Below are 14,742 nucleotides of genomic sequence, written 5' to 3' on the forward strand. Positions count from 1 at the left end.
TTGTCCTGAGGAAGAGGACATGAAATATCGCAAAACGGGAATTGCCATAGCGTGTAGCTTTTGGATAGCAACAATCTTTCAGCTCTTGTATGTTTTGTACCCACAAAGCTACGCGTTTGGGAAATCTTATCAGCTTTTGAGTGATGTTGTCTGTATATCACTTGTTGTTGCTGTATATTTGCTACAACGCAAGCAATATGCGAAAAAACATGTATCCATACGATTTGAACTGCATGCCGGACACATCTTCGGTATAGCTGGAGCATGCATGAAGATCATGGCCGAATTTGTTGAACATCTGCATACTAGCGCTTTGTTGTTTAATGTAATTGCTATCTTGTTGTTATTGATAAGCATGTTGCTAATGTTGCGTGCTGATTCTTATGAAGAACGTACAGCAATCTTATAAACTATGTTGCATGGGAGCCTTATGAAAATAGGGCTCTTTTTATATTATTTGATAAAATAAAGCACTTTTACGAAAAAGACCTATCTGTGTCGTATATAAAAGTAAGGAGGTTCAAATGATGCAATATCGAGAACAAATTTTAGCTTATGCGATACAGTATAAAGGGGATTGGTATAAGATGCGCGAAGCCATTAAGGAAAATAAAGCATGGAATTTACCAGCATGTTCATGTACCTATGTTACAATTGTCGATCCTACATATCCTTGCAAATTTAGAAGGCTGCAATGTCCACCGTGGATTTTGTTTTATGAAGGTAATCTTGCTTTATGTGAACAGCGAAGTGTGGCTGTCATAGGCAGCCGTCAGCCAACCGCTTATGGAAGTAAGATGTGCGCACAAATCACCAAAATCTTAGCATTGCGCTATTGCATTGTGAGCGGGCTTGCCAAGGGAATCGATGGCATTGCACATCGCGAAGCTCTTGCTCAGCATACAATCGGTATAATGGGGTGTGGATTGGATGTGTATTATCCGAAAGTTAATGCCGATATTCAACAAATCATGGCCAAAAAGCAATTGGTCCTAAGTGAATATCCACCCCATACACCGCCAAAGCCCTATCATTTTCCTTGGCGCAATCGCTTAATTGCGGCCTTGAGTGATGCTGTTATCGTTGTGGAAGCAGGGATGCGAAGTGGCACAATGCTAACTGTTAATGAGGCGCTTTCGCTGGATATACCAATTTATTGTGTACCACATCCGATGGATCAACGAGAAGGAAAAGGAAGCAATACGTTAATTGCACAAGGTGCAATGATTTTAGTAGATGAACAAGATATTCGCATGATTTAGCATAAAATGTTTGACAAATGCTAAAAAAAAACAAATAATAAAAGACGTGTAGTTTAGGCTAGGAGGCTAAAAATGAAAAATTTAGTAATCGTGGAATCCCCTTCCAAATCGAAAACCATAGAAAAATATCTTGGTGGCGACTATCATGTCGTTTCTTCCAAGGGACATATACGTGATCTTGCGACAACAGGTAAAGGTGGCTTAGGCATTGATGTGGAGCATGACTTTGAACCTACGTATAAGATAAGCTCTGATAAACGTGCAGTCGTAAAAGAATTAAAAGATCTTGCCAAAAAAAGTGAACATGTCTTTCTAGCAAGTGACCCTGACCGTGAGGGTGAGGCAATTGCTTGGCATTTGGCAAATGTATTAGAACTAGATATGGAAGAAGAAAATCGTATCATCTTTCATGAAATTACGAAAAATGCTGTAACAGAAGCATTTCAACATCCCCGTACGATTGATCAGGATTTGGTGAAAAGTCAGGAAACAAGACGCATGCTGGATCGGATCATCGGTTTTAAGTTATCAAAGTTATTACAAAGTAAAATAAAATCAAAGTCAGCAGGACGAGTACAGTCTGTTGCTTTGCGTTTGATCGTTGAACGCGAAAATGAAATTCGCGCTTTTAAGAGCGAAGAATATTGGACGTTAGCAGCAAATATCGAAAAAAATGGCAAACAATTCAGTGCCAGTCTGAATAAAGTGGATGGCAAAAAGGCAGAATTAAAAACACAGGCAGATGTAGATGCTATCATTGAACGCTGTGCTGCTTTTGTTGTGTCCGCTATTGAAAAAAAGGTTCGTAAAAAAGAAGCAAGAATGCCTTTTATCACTTCGACGTTACAACAGGAGGCCAGCACAAAGTTAAATTTCGGAGCAAAAAAGACGATGCAGATTGCCCAAAAGCTTTATGAAGGTCTGCCCTTAGCAGATGGGGTGAGTGAAGGTCTTATCTCTTATATGCGTACAGATTCTACGCGTTTATCAGACGTGTTCGTGAAAGATGCTGAATCATATATTGAAGAAGTTTATGGTAAGGAGTATAAAGGTCGTGCACGCCAGAAAAATAATGAAAATGCACAGGATGCGCATGAGGCTATTCGTCCTACCAGTGTTTTCAATACACCGGAAAAAGTGAAACCATATTTAACAAATGATCAGTACAAATTGTATAAGCTGATTTATGCACGAACGCTGGCTTCTTTAATGGCACCGAGCAAAAGTGATGTCGTGAATGCGCAAATTGTTTCAAATGGCTGTGAGTTTAGTGCCAATGGTTCGATTCTGACATTTGATGGTTATTTGAAAGTATATCACGATTATGAAACAGTAAAAGATGAGATGTTGCCACCATTGCAAGAACAGGAACAATTAAAGGATGTGGAATTGGAAGGCAAGCAGCATTTCACAGAACCACCTTTACGTTATAGTGAAGCTCGCTTGATCAAAGAAATGGAAGAAAAGGGCATAGGTCGTCCTTCAACGTATGCTATTATTATTGATACATTGCAAGCTAGAGGTTATGTATCATTAGAACGCCCAAGTGAAGGCAGTAAGACCAAAGTCTTTATCCCTAGTGAACAAGGGGAATTGACGGATGCCAAATTGCAAGAATTCTTCAAGGACATCATCAATGTTTCGTATACGGCAGGCATGGAACATCACTTAGATGAAATCGCAGCAGGAAAACGTAACAACATCGAAGAAGTGCGAACATTCTATAATGAATTTGAACCATTACTGGAAAATGCTTATGAGCATATGGAGAAAAAGGAGCTGGAACGTACCGGTGAAACTTGTCCGGAATGTGGCAGCGAATTGGTGTATCGTATCGGACGTTATGGGAAATTTGTATCCTGTATTAATTTTCCTACTTGTCGTTACACGAAAAGTGAAAATGAAGAGGAAAATACCGAAAGTGAAGAAGTCTGTCCAAAATGTGGTAGTAAGATGGTCATGAAGAAAGGACGCTATGGTTCTTTCTTGGCATGTAGCAATTACCCGGATTGTAAATATATTAAAAGCAATAAGCCAAAGGAGGAACCTGTACCAACCGGTGAAATGTGTCCGGAATGTGGTCATGAACTTGTACAGCGTAAATCACGCTTTGGCACAACCTTCATCGGCTGCAGCAATTATCCTAAATGCCGGTATATCAAAAAAGAGCCAAAAAAGAAAAAGAGTGATGAGGAAACAACTGACAAGAAAAAGGCAGCACCAAAGAAAACGGCTAAAAAAGTCGTGAAAAAAACAGTTAAGAAGAAAGCGACAGAGGTGGAAGCAGAATGAAACAAGTAACCATAATCGGTGCCGGATTGGCGGGCTGTGAAGCCTGCTGGCAGTTGATCAAACGTGGGATCCCTGTGAAATTAGTAGAGATGCGTCCGTTAAAATCCAGTGATGCCCATCACAGTGATCAGTTTGCAGAACTTGTTTGCTCAAACTCTTTGCGCAGTGATTCTTTACAAAATGCAGTTGGTATTTTAAAAGAAGAAATGCGGCATTTGGATTCATTGATCATGAAGGCAGCGGATGCTCACCGTGTACCGGCTGGTAGTGCCTTGGCCGTGGATCGTACCTCTTTCAGCGAAACAATCACTAAAATTTTAAGTGAACACCCTTTGGTGGAGGTTGTTCGTGAAGAGATAACGAAGATTCCTGAAGGTCCGGTGATTATTGCCAGTGGACCATTGACAAGTGATGCTCTAAGTAAGGCAATTCAGGAAATGACCCATGAGGATTATTTCCATTTCTATGATGCGGCAGCTCCTATCATTGAAAAAGAATCCATTGATTTTTCCAAGGCTTATGTAAAATCACGTTATGATAAAGGAGAAGCTGCCTATATTAATTGTCCGATGAACAAAGAAGAATTTGACGCTTTTTATGATGCTTTATTACATGCGGAAACAGCGGAACTGCATGATTTTGATAAAACCTTCTTTGAAGGTTGTATGCCGTTTGAAGAAATGGCACGCCGTGGCGAGAAAACGTTGCTTTTTGGACCGATGAAGCCTGTCGGTTTAGAAAAGCCGGATGGTAGTTTGCCTTATGCAGTGGTCCAGTTACGACAGGATAACGCGATTGCCAGCTTGTATAATGTCGTTGGTTTTCAAACACATTTAAAATGGGGCGAACAAAAACGTATCTTATCCATGATACCGGGATTGGAACACGTGTCCATCGTGCGTTATGGTGTCATGCATCGCAATTCATATTTGTGTGCCCCAAAGGTGTTGCGTCCTACCTATCAGCATATAACGCGGGATGATTTGTTTTTTGCCGGGCAATTGACTGGCGTGGAGGGCTATGTAGAAAGTGCTGCCAGTGGATTGTTGGCGGGCTTAAACATGGCAAATCTGATCAGAGGAAAGGCAGTTGTTACCTTGCCAAGCACCTGCGTAATTGGCTCTATGGTCAATTATATTACGCATGCATCCGCAAAGTATTTCCAACCGATGAATGCGAATTTTGGCATCATGCAGCTAGAAGCCAAGGTGAAGAAAAAAGATCGTAAAGAAGCCTTTGGCAAACAAGCATTGGCAGTTATTGACAGCTATCGGGAATTGTTTGACTGATGGAATCTTATCTGACGCGGTTTTTAGACTATTTAGATACGGTCAATAGCGGGAGTGCACATACCAAGGATGCGTATCAGCGTGATATTACAGAATTTCTGGATTTTCTAAAAAGTGAGAATATCATGAGCTTAGATGATGTAGATCGCATCATCGTGATGAATTATGTGAGTCATCTGCGTGAGCGAGATGGCCGACAGGGAACGATGAAAAATGCCACGGTTGCCCGTAAGCTAAGTTCATTGCGTTCCTATTATCGTTACTTGAATGAGTATGTTGGGGTGCAAAACAATCCGTTCTTATATTTCAAAGCACCCAAGCAAACACGCAGGATCCCGGAATTTCTATTTTATGATGAAATTGCATTATTTCTAGCATCGTTTGATTTGCATGAAGCGGTAGATGTTCGTGATCGTGCATTATTTGAATTGATGTATGCCAGTGGCTTGCGTGTCAGTGAGGCAGTAAATCTACGCTTATCCGATATTGATTTCCATGATAATATCTTACATATCGTTGGCAAAGGAGATAAACAACGCTTGGTTCCTTTCTATGATCTGGCAAAAGAACGTCTCGTTGATTATATTGAACATGTACGCCCAAAATGGGTGAATACGTTGCAACATGAATATGTCTTTGTGAATCAGAAGGGCAAGCCATTAACAAGTCGCGGTGTGCAATATCGCATGGAATTGGCTGCTAAAAAGTGCCATCTGCATCTGCATATTCATCCGCATATGTTTCGTCATAGCTTTGCCACACACTTATTGGATAATGGAGCTGATTTGCGTGTTGTGCAAGAATTGTTGGGACATGCTTCCTTATCTACGACACAAATCTATGTCCATGTGACACAGGATCGCTTAAAAAGTGCATATGAACATGCACATCCTCGTGCCGGCAAAGAAAACACATAGTAAGATCATATTTATGAATGGTGAAGCAAACAATGGCGCCAATTTCTGTAAAAAAATAAAAAAAGCCCTTGAATTAGGGCTTTTCTATGTTATAATAAACAACGGTGCGACGAAGTTCGCATACAACACACATCATGGATTCCGCAGCCCGTGCTTTAGATGCGTTAAGTAAGCGTCAATGATAAGTTGCTGCAGTTTGAAGTGATGGAGGATAAAAACGGAAAGTGAGGATATTTTCATGTCAGTAGTATCAATGAGAAAATTATTGGAATCTGGTGTACATTTTGGTCATCAGACACGTAGATGGAATCCAAAAATGAAACCAAACATCTACGCAAGCAGAAATGGTGTATACATCATCAACTTAGAAAAAACATTAGAACAGCTGGACACTGCGTATGCTGCAATGAGAGAAATCGCTGAAAAAGGCGGTAAGGTATTATTTGTAGGTACAAAGAAACAGGCACAGGCTGTAGTTGTAGAAGAAGCATTACGTTCTGGAAGTTTCTTCGTAAACCAGAGATGGTTAGGTGGTTTATTAACAAACTATCGTACAATCCAGAAACGTGTAAAACGTTTAGTAGAAATCGAAGAAATGGAAGCAAACGGAACTTTAGATCTGTATCCTAAGAAAGAAATCGCACAGGTTAAGAAACAGAAAGCACGTTTGGAAAACTTCTTAGGTGGTATCAAGGAAATGAAGAAACTGCCTAACGCATTGTTTGTTATCGATCCTAAGGAAGAACACAATGCTGTTGCAGAAGCTAAGAAATTAGGTATCCCTGTATTCGCTATGGTAGATACTAACTGTGATCCAGAAATGGTAGATTACCCAATCGCATCAAATGATGATGCTATCCGTTCTGTAAAATTGATCACAACATTGATGGCAGATGCAATCGTAGAAGCAAAAGGCGGATTGTTAAGCGTAGCACACAGTGTTGATGAAAACGAAGAAGATGTAACAATGAAAGATGTTATCATCAATGTTGAAGAGCAGATTGCTGAAAATGAAAGACGTCGTCGTCAGAGAAATGAAGAACGTCGTAACCGTCGTAACAATTTCGATCGTAACCGCAATGGTGGACGTGGAGGCAGAGCTCCTTATCAGAAACGTGAAAACGTAAAACCAGCTACTGAAGCAAAACCTGCAACAGAAGCAAAACCAGCAGAAACTAATACTGCTGAATAATCACGAAAAGGAGGAAATGAAAAAATGATTACTGCATCAATGGTAAAAGAACTGCGTGAAAGAACAGGCGCAGGTATGATGGATTGTAAAAAAGCATTGACAGCGTGTGATGGAGATATGGAAAAATCTATCGACTGGCTGCGTGAAAAAGGTATTGCTAAGGCTGCTAAGAAAAATGACCGCATCGCTGCGGAAGGTTTGACTCGTGCAGCTGTCAATGGAAATACCGGTGTTGTATTTGAAGTAAACTCTGAAACAGACTTTGTTGCTAAGAATGAAAAGTTCTTAGGTCTGTTGGATGAAATCCAGGGTGTGTTAATTGAAAACAAACCTACTGATTTAGATGCTGCTTTAGCATGTGCTGCAAGTGAAGGCACTGTTGCGGATGCTGTAACGACAGCAACAGCTACGATTGGTGAAAAGATTTCTTTACGTCGTATCGCAGTAGTTGAAAAAGCAGATGATGAATTCTTCGGTTGCTATATGCACATGGGCGGAAAGATTTCTGCACTTGTTACCTTAAAGGGTAAAGCTGATGAAGCTGTTGCTAAAAACATCGCTATGCAGATTGCAAGTATGGCTCCACAGTATGTAAACCGTGATGAAATGCCTGCAGAAGTTGTAGAACATGAAAGAAAAGTACAGACTGAAATCGTTAAAAACGATGAAAAATTGGCTAACAAACCAGAAAAAGTATTGGCTGGTATCATTGAAGGTAAGATCAGCAAGAACTTGAAAGATCTGTGCTTGGTAGAACAGGAATTCTTCTTGGATCCAAACATGAAGGTTGCACAGTACCTGAAAGAAAATGGCTGTGACGTTGTAAGCTTCGTACGTTATGCAGTTGGTGAAGGTATTGAAAAACGCCAGGATAATTTTGCTGAAGAAGTAATGAGCCAGGCATTTGGTGGATAATTAACGATAGGGAGAGGTCATTGGACTTCTCTTTTTTTAAGGGGATATCCTTAAAAAAGAATGACGATATGTAGACACAATTACCATAGATATGGAATATAGTTGGATCTTACTGTGCTCGCAAATGAGGATTGGTTTTCAGTTTATTCAGTAAGATGATAGTCTTGTCTGTAAGTATCCAAAGAAAAATGAAAAAAAGGAGAATAGCTCTTCCTTTTTGTAAATCTTTTCTTTATAATATACAGTGGAGAGTTAAAAAAACGACAAAAGTAAAGGTGGAAGTAGACATGTACAAAAGAGTATTATTGAAATTAAGCGGTGAGGCTTTATCTTCACCTGGTAATTCATTTGATCCACAAATTTTAAAAGCGTTGGCAAAAGAATTGAAAGAAATTCATGAGCTTGGTGTGGATTTAGCCATTGTTGTTGGCGGTGGAAACTTCATTCGCGGTAAAATGGCAGAAACGATGGGAATTGAGCGTGTACAGGCGGATTATATGGGAATGCTTGCGACGGTCATAAATGCATTGGCTGTTCAGAGTGCGTTGGAACAAGAAGGCGTGCCTACGCGTGTGCAAACGGCTATTGAGATGCAAAAAGTGGCAGAACCATTTATTGTGCGTCGTGCATTACGTCACTTGGAAAAAGGCCGCATCGTAATTTTTGGCGCAGGTACAGGAAACCCTTATTTTTCTACCGATACAACGGCTGCATTGCGTGCCAGTGAAATCGGTGCTGATGTCATTTTGATGGCCAAAAACGGTGTAGATGGAGTATACAATGCGGATCCTAAAACACATCCTGAGGCTGTTAAATATGATGCTTTAACTTATATGGATCTGATTCAGGAAGGATTGCAGGTCATGGATACTACAGCTACCAGTATGTGTATGGATAATGATATTGATCTGGTAGTATTTAATATGAATGAAAGCGGAAATATTTTGAAAGCTGTTCGTGGAGACATTACGGGTACAGTAATTTCAAAAGATCATAGATAAAAAGAAAGGACACGAAACTATGGAACTGTTAGATGTAACGAAACACAAAATGGAGAAAGCAGTAGAGAAGCTTGACGAAAATTTAAAAACGATTCGCACAGGAGTAGCAAACGCATCTTTGTTAGAACATGTACATTTTGAATATTATGGAAGTGAAACACCTATCAATCAGGTTGCTAGTATTAAGGTCGTAGAAGGACGTCAATTAATGATCAAACCTTATGATCGTTCTACTTTAAAAGATATTGAACGTGCAATTGCGACAAGTGACACCGGATTGGTGCCTCAAAGTGATGGTGAGGTCATTCGTTTGAATGTGCCAGCATTGACTGAAGAACGTCGTAAACAACTATCAAAAGAAGCAGATAAGATGGGAGAAGAAGCAAAGATTGCTGTTCGTAATGTACGTCGTGAAGCGAATGATGCAGTCAAAAAAGATAAAGAATTAACAGAAGATGATGCGAAGAGAATGCAGGAAAAAGTACAGAGATTAACAGATGAATTTGCTAAGAAAATTGAAAAAGAAGTCAGTGAAAAAGAAAAAGAAATTATGAAGGTTTAATTGTAACGAAGGGGAGAGCGGATAGCTTTCCTTTTTTTCATGTATAAGTGTAAACAAACATTGTGATTATTTGAAGTTCAGTGATTTAATAAGAAAACGCGACAATTAAATAATCCGAAATTATCCGTTTATGACTGTTTGCAGATTGAAAGAAAAGATGCAGTTTTCGACACTTTTTTAGATGAAATGCTGCGCATAGATACAATGTTTCTATCTTTTATGATATAATATCAGAGTTAAATTATACAATGTAGTTATAGGAGGTTGCTGGACATGGAAGGAAGAATCATCCCGCAGCATATTGCCATCATCATGGACGGAAACGGCCGATGGGCGAAAAAAAGAGGGTTACCGCGAACTGCTGGCCATAAGCAGGGGGCGGAGAATATAAGAAAAATCGCGATAGCATGTAATGAGTTAGGGGTAAAAGCATTAACTTGCTATGCATTTTCTACAGAAAATTGGAAACGTCCAGAGAGTGAAGTAGAATATCTTTGCAAACTGCCTAAACTTTTCTTTCAACGCTATTTAGCAGAGTTAAAGAAAAACAATATTCGCGTTACCTTTTTAGGTGAAATTGAGCGTTTTCCTAACGAGACACGTTCTGTTATTACTACGGCAGTGGAACAAACAAAAGATAATACCGGACTTATTTTATGTCTTGCCGTAAATTATGGCGGAAGAAGAGAAATCACCTTGGCGGCACAACGTTATGCGGCTGATGTAGTACGTGGTATAGCTGATGCCGCAATTGATGAAGAAGCGTTTGGTCATTATATGATGAGTGAAGGTATGCCAGAACTTGATCTAATGATTCGTACAAGTGGGGAACTTCGCATATCTAATTTTCTGTTATGGCAACTAGCTTATGCCGAATTGATTTTCACACCAGTTACGTGGCCGGATTTTGACCGTGACTGTCTAGTAGAAGCGATTGATGAATATACACATCGCAATCGCCGCTTTGGAGGTTTATGAGTATGAAAACGCGAATCATAACAGCTTTTCTTATCATCGCTTGTGTCATTCCTCCTTTGGTGTTTGGTGGTGTATTATTATATGCCTTATTATCATTTATCATTGTTGCGGGTGGTTTGGAATTGATGGCACTACGTGAGCAGAAGGACGAAACATGGCCCTTGCTGATAAAACCTTTGGCAATCGCCTGTGTATTTGCATTAACGTTTATCAAAAAAGATGCCTTATTATTTCCTTTGTTAGGAATCTTTGTCCTTTGCTTTTTATCCCTTCCTGTTTTTACTGAACGCTTTCATGCGAAAGATGGATTTTTATGTATCGCCTATATAACTTTTTTCTTTATAATTGCTAGAGGTTTTTTGCATATATACGATCGCAACCCGTTATATGTCTGGTATATCATTGTCGCCACTTATGGCTGTGATACCGGTGCATATTTCTGTGGTAGATTTTTAGGGAAGCATAAAATGAACCCTCGTATCTCTCCTAAAAAGACTTGGGAAGGTGCCTTTGGGGGATGGTTATTGGGGGCTGCCTTATCTTTTGCCCTCGCATACTTTTTAATTGATACGATGACTTTGCCACAAATCTTAGCAGCGAGTTTGATATTGACGATTACCGGACAAATCGGTGATTTAGCTTTCAGCGCGATCAAGCGTAATTTTGGGATTAAGGATTTTTCTGATTTGTTACCAGGGCATGGCGGTGTATTAGATAGAGTAGATTCCTTGGTCTTTAATTTTATTTGTTTTGACTTAATACTGGTGGTGTTAACATTATGAAGAGAATTGTTTTATTAGGAGCAAGTGGTTCCATTGGTTCCCAAACGATAGATGTCGTATTGCATCACAAGGATGAATTTTCCATTGTGGCGGTAAGCGTCGGTAAAAATATCGAGAAATTAAAAATGCTGTTAGCGAAGATACCATCGATTCAACATGTTTGTGTAGCAGATGAACAAGTAAAAGAAGTCTTACGACTAGAATATCCAGATAAACAATGGTACAGCGGCGATGAAGGTCTGCAAGCGTTAGCCGGTTTAGCAGAATATGATATTTTTGTGGATGCTGTAGTTGGTTTTCGTGGATTGTTGCCGGCTTTAACAGCAATCGCAAATCATAAGGTTATCGCATTGGCGAATAAAGAAAGCTTGGTAGCAGGAGGACCGCTAGTGAAAGCGGCATTAGCGAAACATCAGGTTCCTCTATATCCGATTGACTCAGAACATTCTGCCATTTTCCAATGTTTACAAGGCAATACACATGATAGTATTGATAAGTTGATCATCACTGCTAGTGGAGGCAGTTTCCGTGATCTGACGCGTGAGCAGTTGCAAGACGTCAGTGTAGAAGCAGCTTTGCATCATCCAAACTGGAATATGGGTGGAAGAATCACGATTGATTCTGCTACCATGATGAATAAAGGCTTTGAAGTGATAGAAGCACATTATTTGTTTGATATCCCTTATGAAAAAATCGATGTACTCATTCATCGCGAAAGTGCCATTCATTCAATGGTTCAGTTTCAGGATCATGCAATTATTGCGCAAATAGGAACAGCGGATATGCGTCTGCCAATTCAATATGCCCTTTCTTATCCGCAACGTTTGAAGATGTATAATGATGAACCATTCGATTTTGGCAAATTTGCTACCTTGCATTTTGAACCGGCAAGCATGGAACGATATCCTTTATTAAAATTGGCATTTGAAGTAGGCAAAAAAGGTGGGAATCTTGGTGCTATTATGAATGCTGCAGATGAAGAGGCCGTTCGTCTTTTCTTAAATAAGAAAATTGCCTTTTTGGATATTGAAACATCCGTAATTAAGGCAGTGGAAGGTGTACGTTTTATTGCTGAACCAACATTGCAAGATATTATAGAAAGTGATGCAGCCGCCAGACGGTTTGTAAAAGATATGTGGAAAGGGGCTATGGAATGAGTGGTATTGTAAATTTATTGTGGTTTGTATTAATTCTAGGCGCAATTGTCATTGTTCATGAGTTTGGACATTTGCTAGCGGCTAAGAAGTTTGGTGTATATTGTAAAGAATTTTCGATTGGTATGGGTCCTTTGCTGTGGCAGAAGCAGAAAGGAGAAACTGCTTGGTCTATTCGTGCTTTGCCTATCGGTGGGTTTGTGGCCATGGCTGGAGAAGATGAAGAAAGTGATGAAAAAGATGAATTAGATATTCCTTTTGAGCGAACCTTAAATGGAATTAAGCCTTGGAAACAGGTCATCGTGATGGCTGCCGGAGCCTTTATGAATGTTTTGTTGGCATGGCTGATCTTTATCGGTATCACTGCATGTCAGGGTAGTGTAAGTGTACCGCCAAAGCCAATCGTGGCAAGTGTTGTAGAAAATTCACCTGCACAGAAAGCCGGTTTTCACGTAGGGGATGAAATCATCCGTTTAGAAAACAAAAGTAAAAAGGAAACATTAACACCTGATTCTACACGTGAAATCATGGAGTTTTTGCAATATTATCCAGGAGAAATTACCTATACCGTCCTACGGGATGGAAAGCAGGTAACCCTACAAGGAACAGCCGCCTTTCATAAAGATGAAAACTTATATATTTTAGGTATTGGCTATCCGCAAAGTGCCGCTAAAGAAATTTCTTTCTGGGAAGCTATTCCATATGGAACGCAGCGGATGGTTAGCTCTGTTACCAGTATTATGGATTCCTTGGGAAAGCTTGTTCGTGGCGTCGGTTTAAATAATCTGAGTGGTCCGGTCGGAATCTTCCAGATTACGGCACAGACAACACAGGATGGTTTATTATCAACCTTAGCCTTAATTGCTTTATTATCAGTAAATGTAGGTATTGTCAATTTGATTCCGATTCCCATTTTAGATGGTGGACGTATATTCATCATTCTGATCGAGACACTGATAGGGAAAAAATTGAGTGAGCGTATGCAGTCGGTTATCATGATGGCTGGTTTATTAATGATCGTTGGTATCATGGTGCTAGCAACCTGGAATGATATAGTTCGCTTATTTTGATTTCTATTGCTAGTATTGTGCGTTGTTCTCTAATCACATAAAAAAAGGTCCTCTTCAACCACCAATGTTTCATCAAACGGTGCGTGTAGGGACCTTTTTCATATGCGTGTTATCATGAATGTGTAATAGAAGGATTAAAGCTTTTGATGATCTGGTACATAAATATAAGTGTTGGTATCTTCGTAACGATAATAAGCATAATAATCATATCCAGTCATATTAAAAATAAAGTTATTCGCTGTCAGCATCTGATCGAGTTGTTCACCTAATGCTTTGCTGGAACATTGGAAAACCAAACGATATCCTTTGTTTGCACTTTTTTGGATAAGCTTTGTCATCTGCTGCTTATCACAAGAAGTGAAATAAGCTCCTTCTTTCATGAAGTAAGAATCTTTGCGGGAAGGTGTGTCTTCCATATAATCATCTGTGAATGGTCGATTTTCCGCAAGAATCTGTTTCTTGGTCATAGCAAAATACATATATCGTGATTCTTTTGTATTATTTAACATATCCCCATTGGTAACATCCATATAATAGTAATTGCCATCCATTTTTACCATGTTCCATGCATGGGATACATCTCTTTTGTCCGGTCGTGTAAAACCGGTGATATACGTGCAGGGAACACCTATCTGATTCAATAAATATTGCATACCTTTTGCATAACCGGCACAAACCGTTTTATGTTCAAGAAAGGTGCTTAATATATTCTGATTCTCTTTGGCTTTTTCATCATAGGAGGTATGATCGATTAAATAATCATATACATATTTTACTTTTTCATAATCGCTTTTTTTCTTTTTTGCAGTATTGATTATTTTTTCTGTTACTTGCTTGATTTCTTTATCACGACTTTCGATTTCACTTTTGATCATACGATAACTTGGTTTTAAGAATAAATACGTAGCTTTGCTTTCATATTCGTTTTTATCTGTTACATAATCAAAACTGTCTTCAAGATAATAAAGTTCAGGATGATCCATCTTAATAGCTGCATGAATATCATTCACGTCAGAAATCGTAACATTTTTTAAGATAATTTCTTTATCTAAATTTTTATATCCTTGTAAGACAGCATCATAAGAAGGTTGTATTTTCTTATCCAGATGATCTCTGCCACATTGATACATCTTCATGGTTTCAGCTGTTGCAGCTATTGGCTCTTTAACAGCTGATGAACACCCACTTAGTAATAAACCCGCACACAACAATAGGACGCCTAATTTTTTCATATACGTTCACTTGATATATTGTACATAACGCATCAAAGCAGTCATACTTACAATATACATTTCCTTTCTATCAACCTTTCTCACCGCGGTTGATAA

General features: G+C 39.3%; 14 protein-coding genes. 13 read left to right on the forward strand and 1 reads right to left on the reverse strand.

What is annotated here, in order from left to right; all coding sequences use genetic code 11:
• The first annotated feature begins 19 nt into the window (after window positions 1-19).
• From KJS44_RS06730 to rseP, 13 genes are all read left to right on the forward strand, one after another.
• The gene (locus tag KJS44_RS06730; RefSeq protein ID WP_008688654.1) at window positions 20-409 is read left to right on the forward strand and encodes a hypothetical protein; all 390 of its coding nucleotides are present in this window, start codon (window positions 20-22) and stop codon (window positions 407-409) included.
• Between the two features lie 115 nt (window positions 410-524).
• On the forward strand, window positions 525-1,262 hold the full coding sequence (gene dprA / locus KJS44_RS06735; protein ID WP_008688652.1) for a DNA-processing protein DprA: 738 nt from the start codon (window positions 525-527) through the stop codon (window positions 1,260-1,262).
• Between the two features lie 72 nt (window positions 1,263-1,334).
• A complete protein-coding gene (gene topA, locus KJS44_RS06740) occupies window positions 1,335-3,554 on the forward strand; it encodes a type I DNA topoisomerase (RefSeq protein ID WP_008688650.1) in 2,220 nt (739 codons plus the stop codon).
• A complete protein-coding gene (trmFO, locus tag KJS44_RS06745) occupies window positions 3,551-4,843 on the forward strand; it encodes a methylenetetrahydrofolate--tRNA-(uracil(54)-C(5))-methyltransferase (FADH(2)-oxidizing) TrmFO (protein WP_008688649.1) in 1,293 nt (430 codons plus the stop codon). The genes topA and trmFO overlap by 4 nt, the downstream gene beginning before the upstream one ends.
• Window positions 4,843-5,760: a site-specific tyrosine recombinase/integron integrase gene (xerA, locus tag KJS44_RS06750; RefSeq protein ID WP_008688647.1), complete on the forward strand. Its 918-nt coding sequence runs from the start codon at window positions 4,843-4,845 to the stop codon at window positions 5,758-5,760. Before trmFO ends, xerA begins: the two co-directional genes overlap by 1 nt.
• A gap of 238 nt (window positions 5,761-5,998) precedes the next feature.
• On the forward strand, window positions 5,999-6,952 hold the full coding sequence (gene rpsB, locus KJS44_RS06755) for a 30S ribosomal protein S2 (protein ID WP_008688646.1): 954 nt from the start codon (window positions 5,999-6,001) through the stop codon (window positions 6,950-6,952).
• Window positions 6,953-6,976: 24 nt separating this feature from the next.
• Window positions 6,977-7,867 carry a translation elongation factor Ts gene (tsf, locus tag KJS44_RS06760; protein ID WP_008688645.1) on the forward strand — a complete coding sequence of 297 codons (891 nt, stop codon included), beginning with the start codon at window positions 6,977-6,979 and terminating at the stop codon, window positions 7,865-7,867.
• A gap of 287 nt (window positions 7,868-8,154) precedes the next feature.
• The gene (pyrH, locus tag KJS44_RS06765) at window positions 8,155-8,868 is read left to right on the forward strand and encodes a UMP kinase (protein WP_008688644.1); all 714 of its coding nucleotides are present in this window, start codon (window positions 8,155-8,157) and stop codon (window positions 8,866-8,868) included.
• 19 nt (window positions 8,869-8,887) lie between these two features.
• Window positions 8,888-9,430: a ribosome recycling factor gene (gene frr, locus KJS44_RS06770; RefSeq protein WP_008688643.1), complete on the forward strand. Its 543-nt coding sequence runs from the start codon at window positions 8,888-8,890 to the stop codon at window positions 9,428-9,430.
• Window positions 9,431-9,703: 273 nt separating this feature from the next.
• The gene (locus tag KJS44_RS06775; protein ID WP_008688642.1) at window positions 9,704-10,408 is read left to right on the forward strand and encodes an isoprenyl transferase; all 705 of its coding nucleotides are present in this window, start codon (window positions 9,704-9,706) and stop codon (window positions 10,406-10,408) included.
• Window positions 10,409-10,410: 2 nt separating this feature from the next.
• Window positions 10,411-11,190, forward strand: coding sequence for a phosphatidate cytidylyltransferase (locus tag KJS44_RS06780; RefSeq protein ID WP_008688641.1), 780 nt, complete (start codon window positions 10,411-10,413; stop codon window positions 11,188-11,190).
• Window positions 11,187-12,347, forward strand: coding sequence for a 1-deoxy-D-xylulose-5-phosphate reductoisomerase (dxr, locus tag KJS44_RS06785; protein ID WP_008688640.1), 1,161 nt, complete (start codon window positions 11,187-11,189; stop codon window positions 12,345-12,347). Before KJS44_RS06780 ends, dxr begins: the two co-directional genes overlap by 4 nt.
• Window positions 12,344-13,414 (forward strand): RIP metalloprotease RseP, encoded by a 1,071-nt coding sequence (gene rseP / locus KJS44_RS06790; RefSeq protein WP_008688639.1) that lies wholly within the window; start codon window positions 12,344-12,346, stop codon window positions 13,412-13,414. The genes dxr and rseP overlap by 4 nt, the downstream gene beginning before the upstream one ends.
• A gap of 134 nt (window positions 13,415-13,548) precedes the next feature.
• Here the strand turns inward: rseP and KJS44_RS06795 are convergent, their stop codons facing one another.
• Window positions 13,549-14,646: a transglutaminase domain-containing protein gene (locus KJS44_RS06795; RefSeq protein WP_008688638.1), complete on the reverse strand. Its 1,098-nt coding sequence runs from the start codon at window positions 14,644-14,646 to the stop codon at window positions 13,549-13,551.
• Window positions 14,647-14,742 lie beyond the last annotated feature (96 nt).

Origin of the sequence: Longicatena caecimuris, from assembly GCF_018406465.1 — a bacterium.
GTDB classification, from domain to species: Bacteria; Bacillota_I; Bacilli_A; order Erysipelotrichales; family Erysipelotrichaceae; genus Longicatena; species Longicatena caecimuris.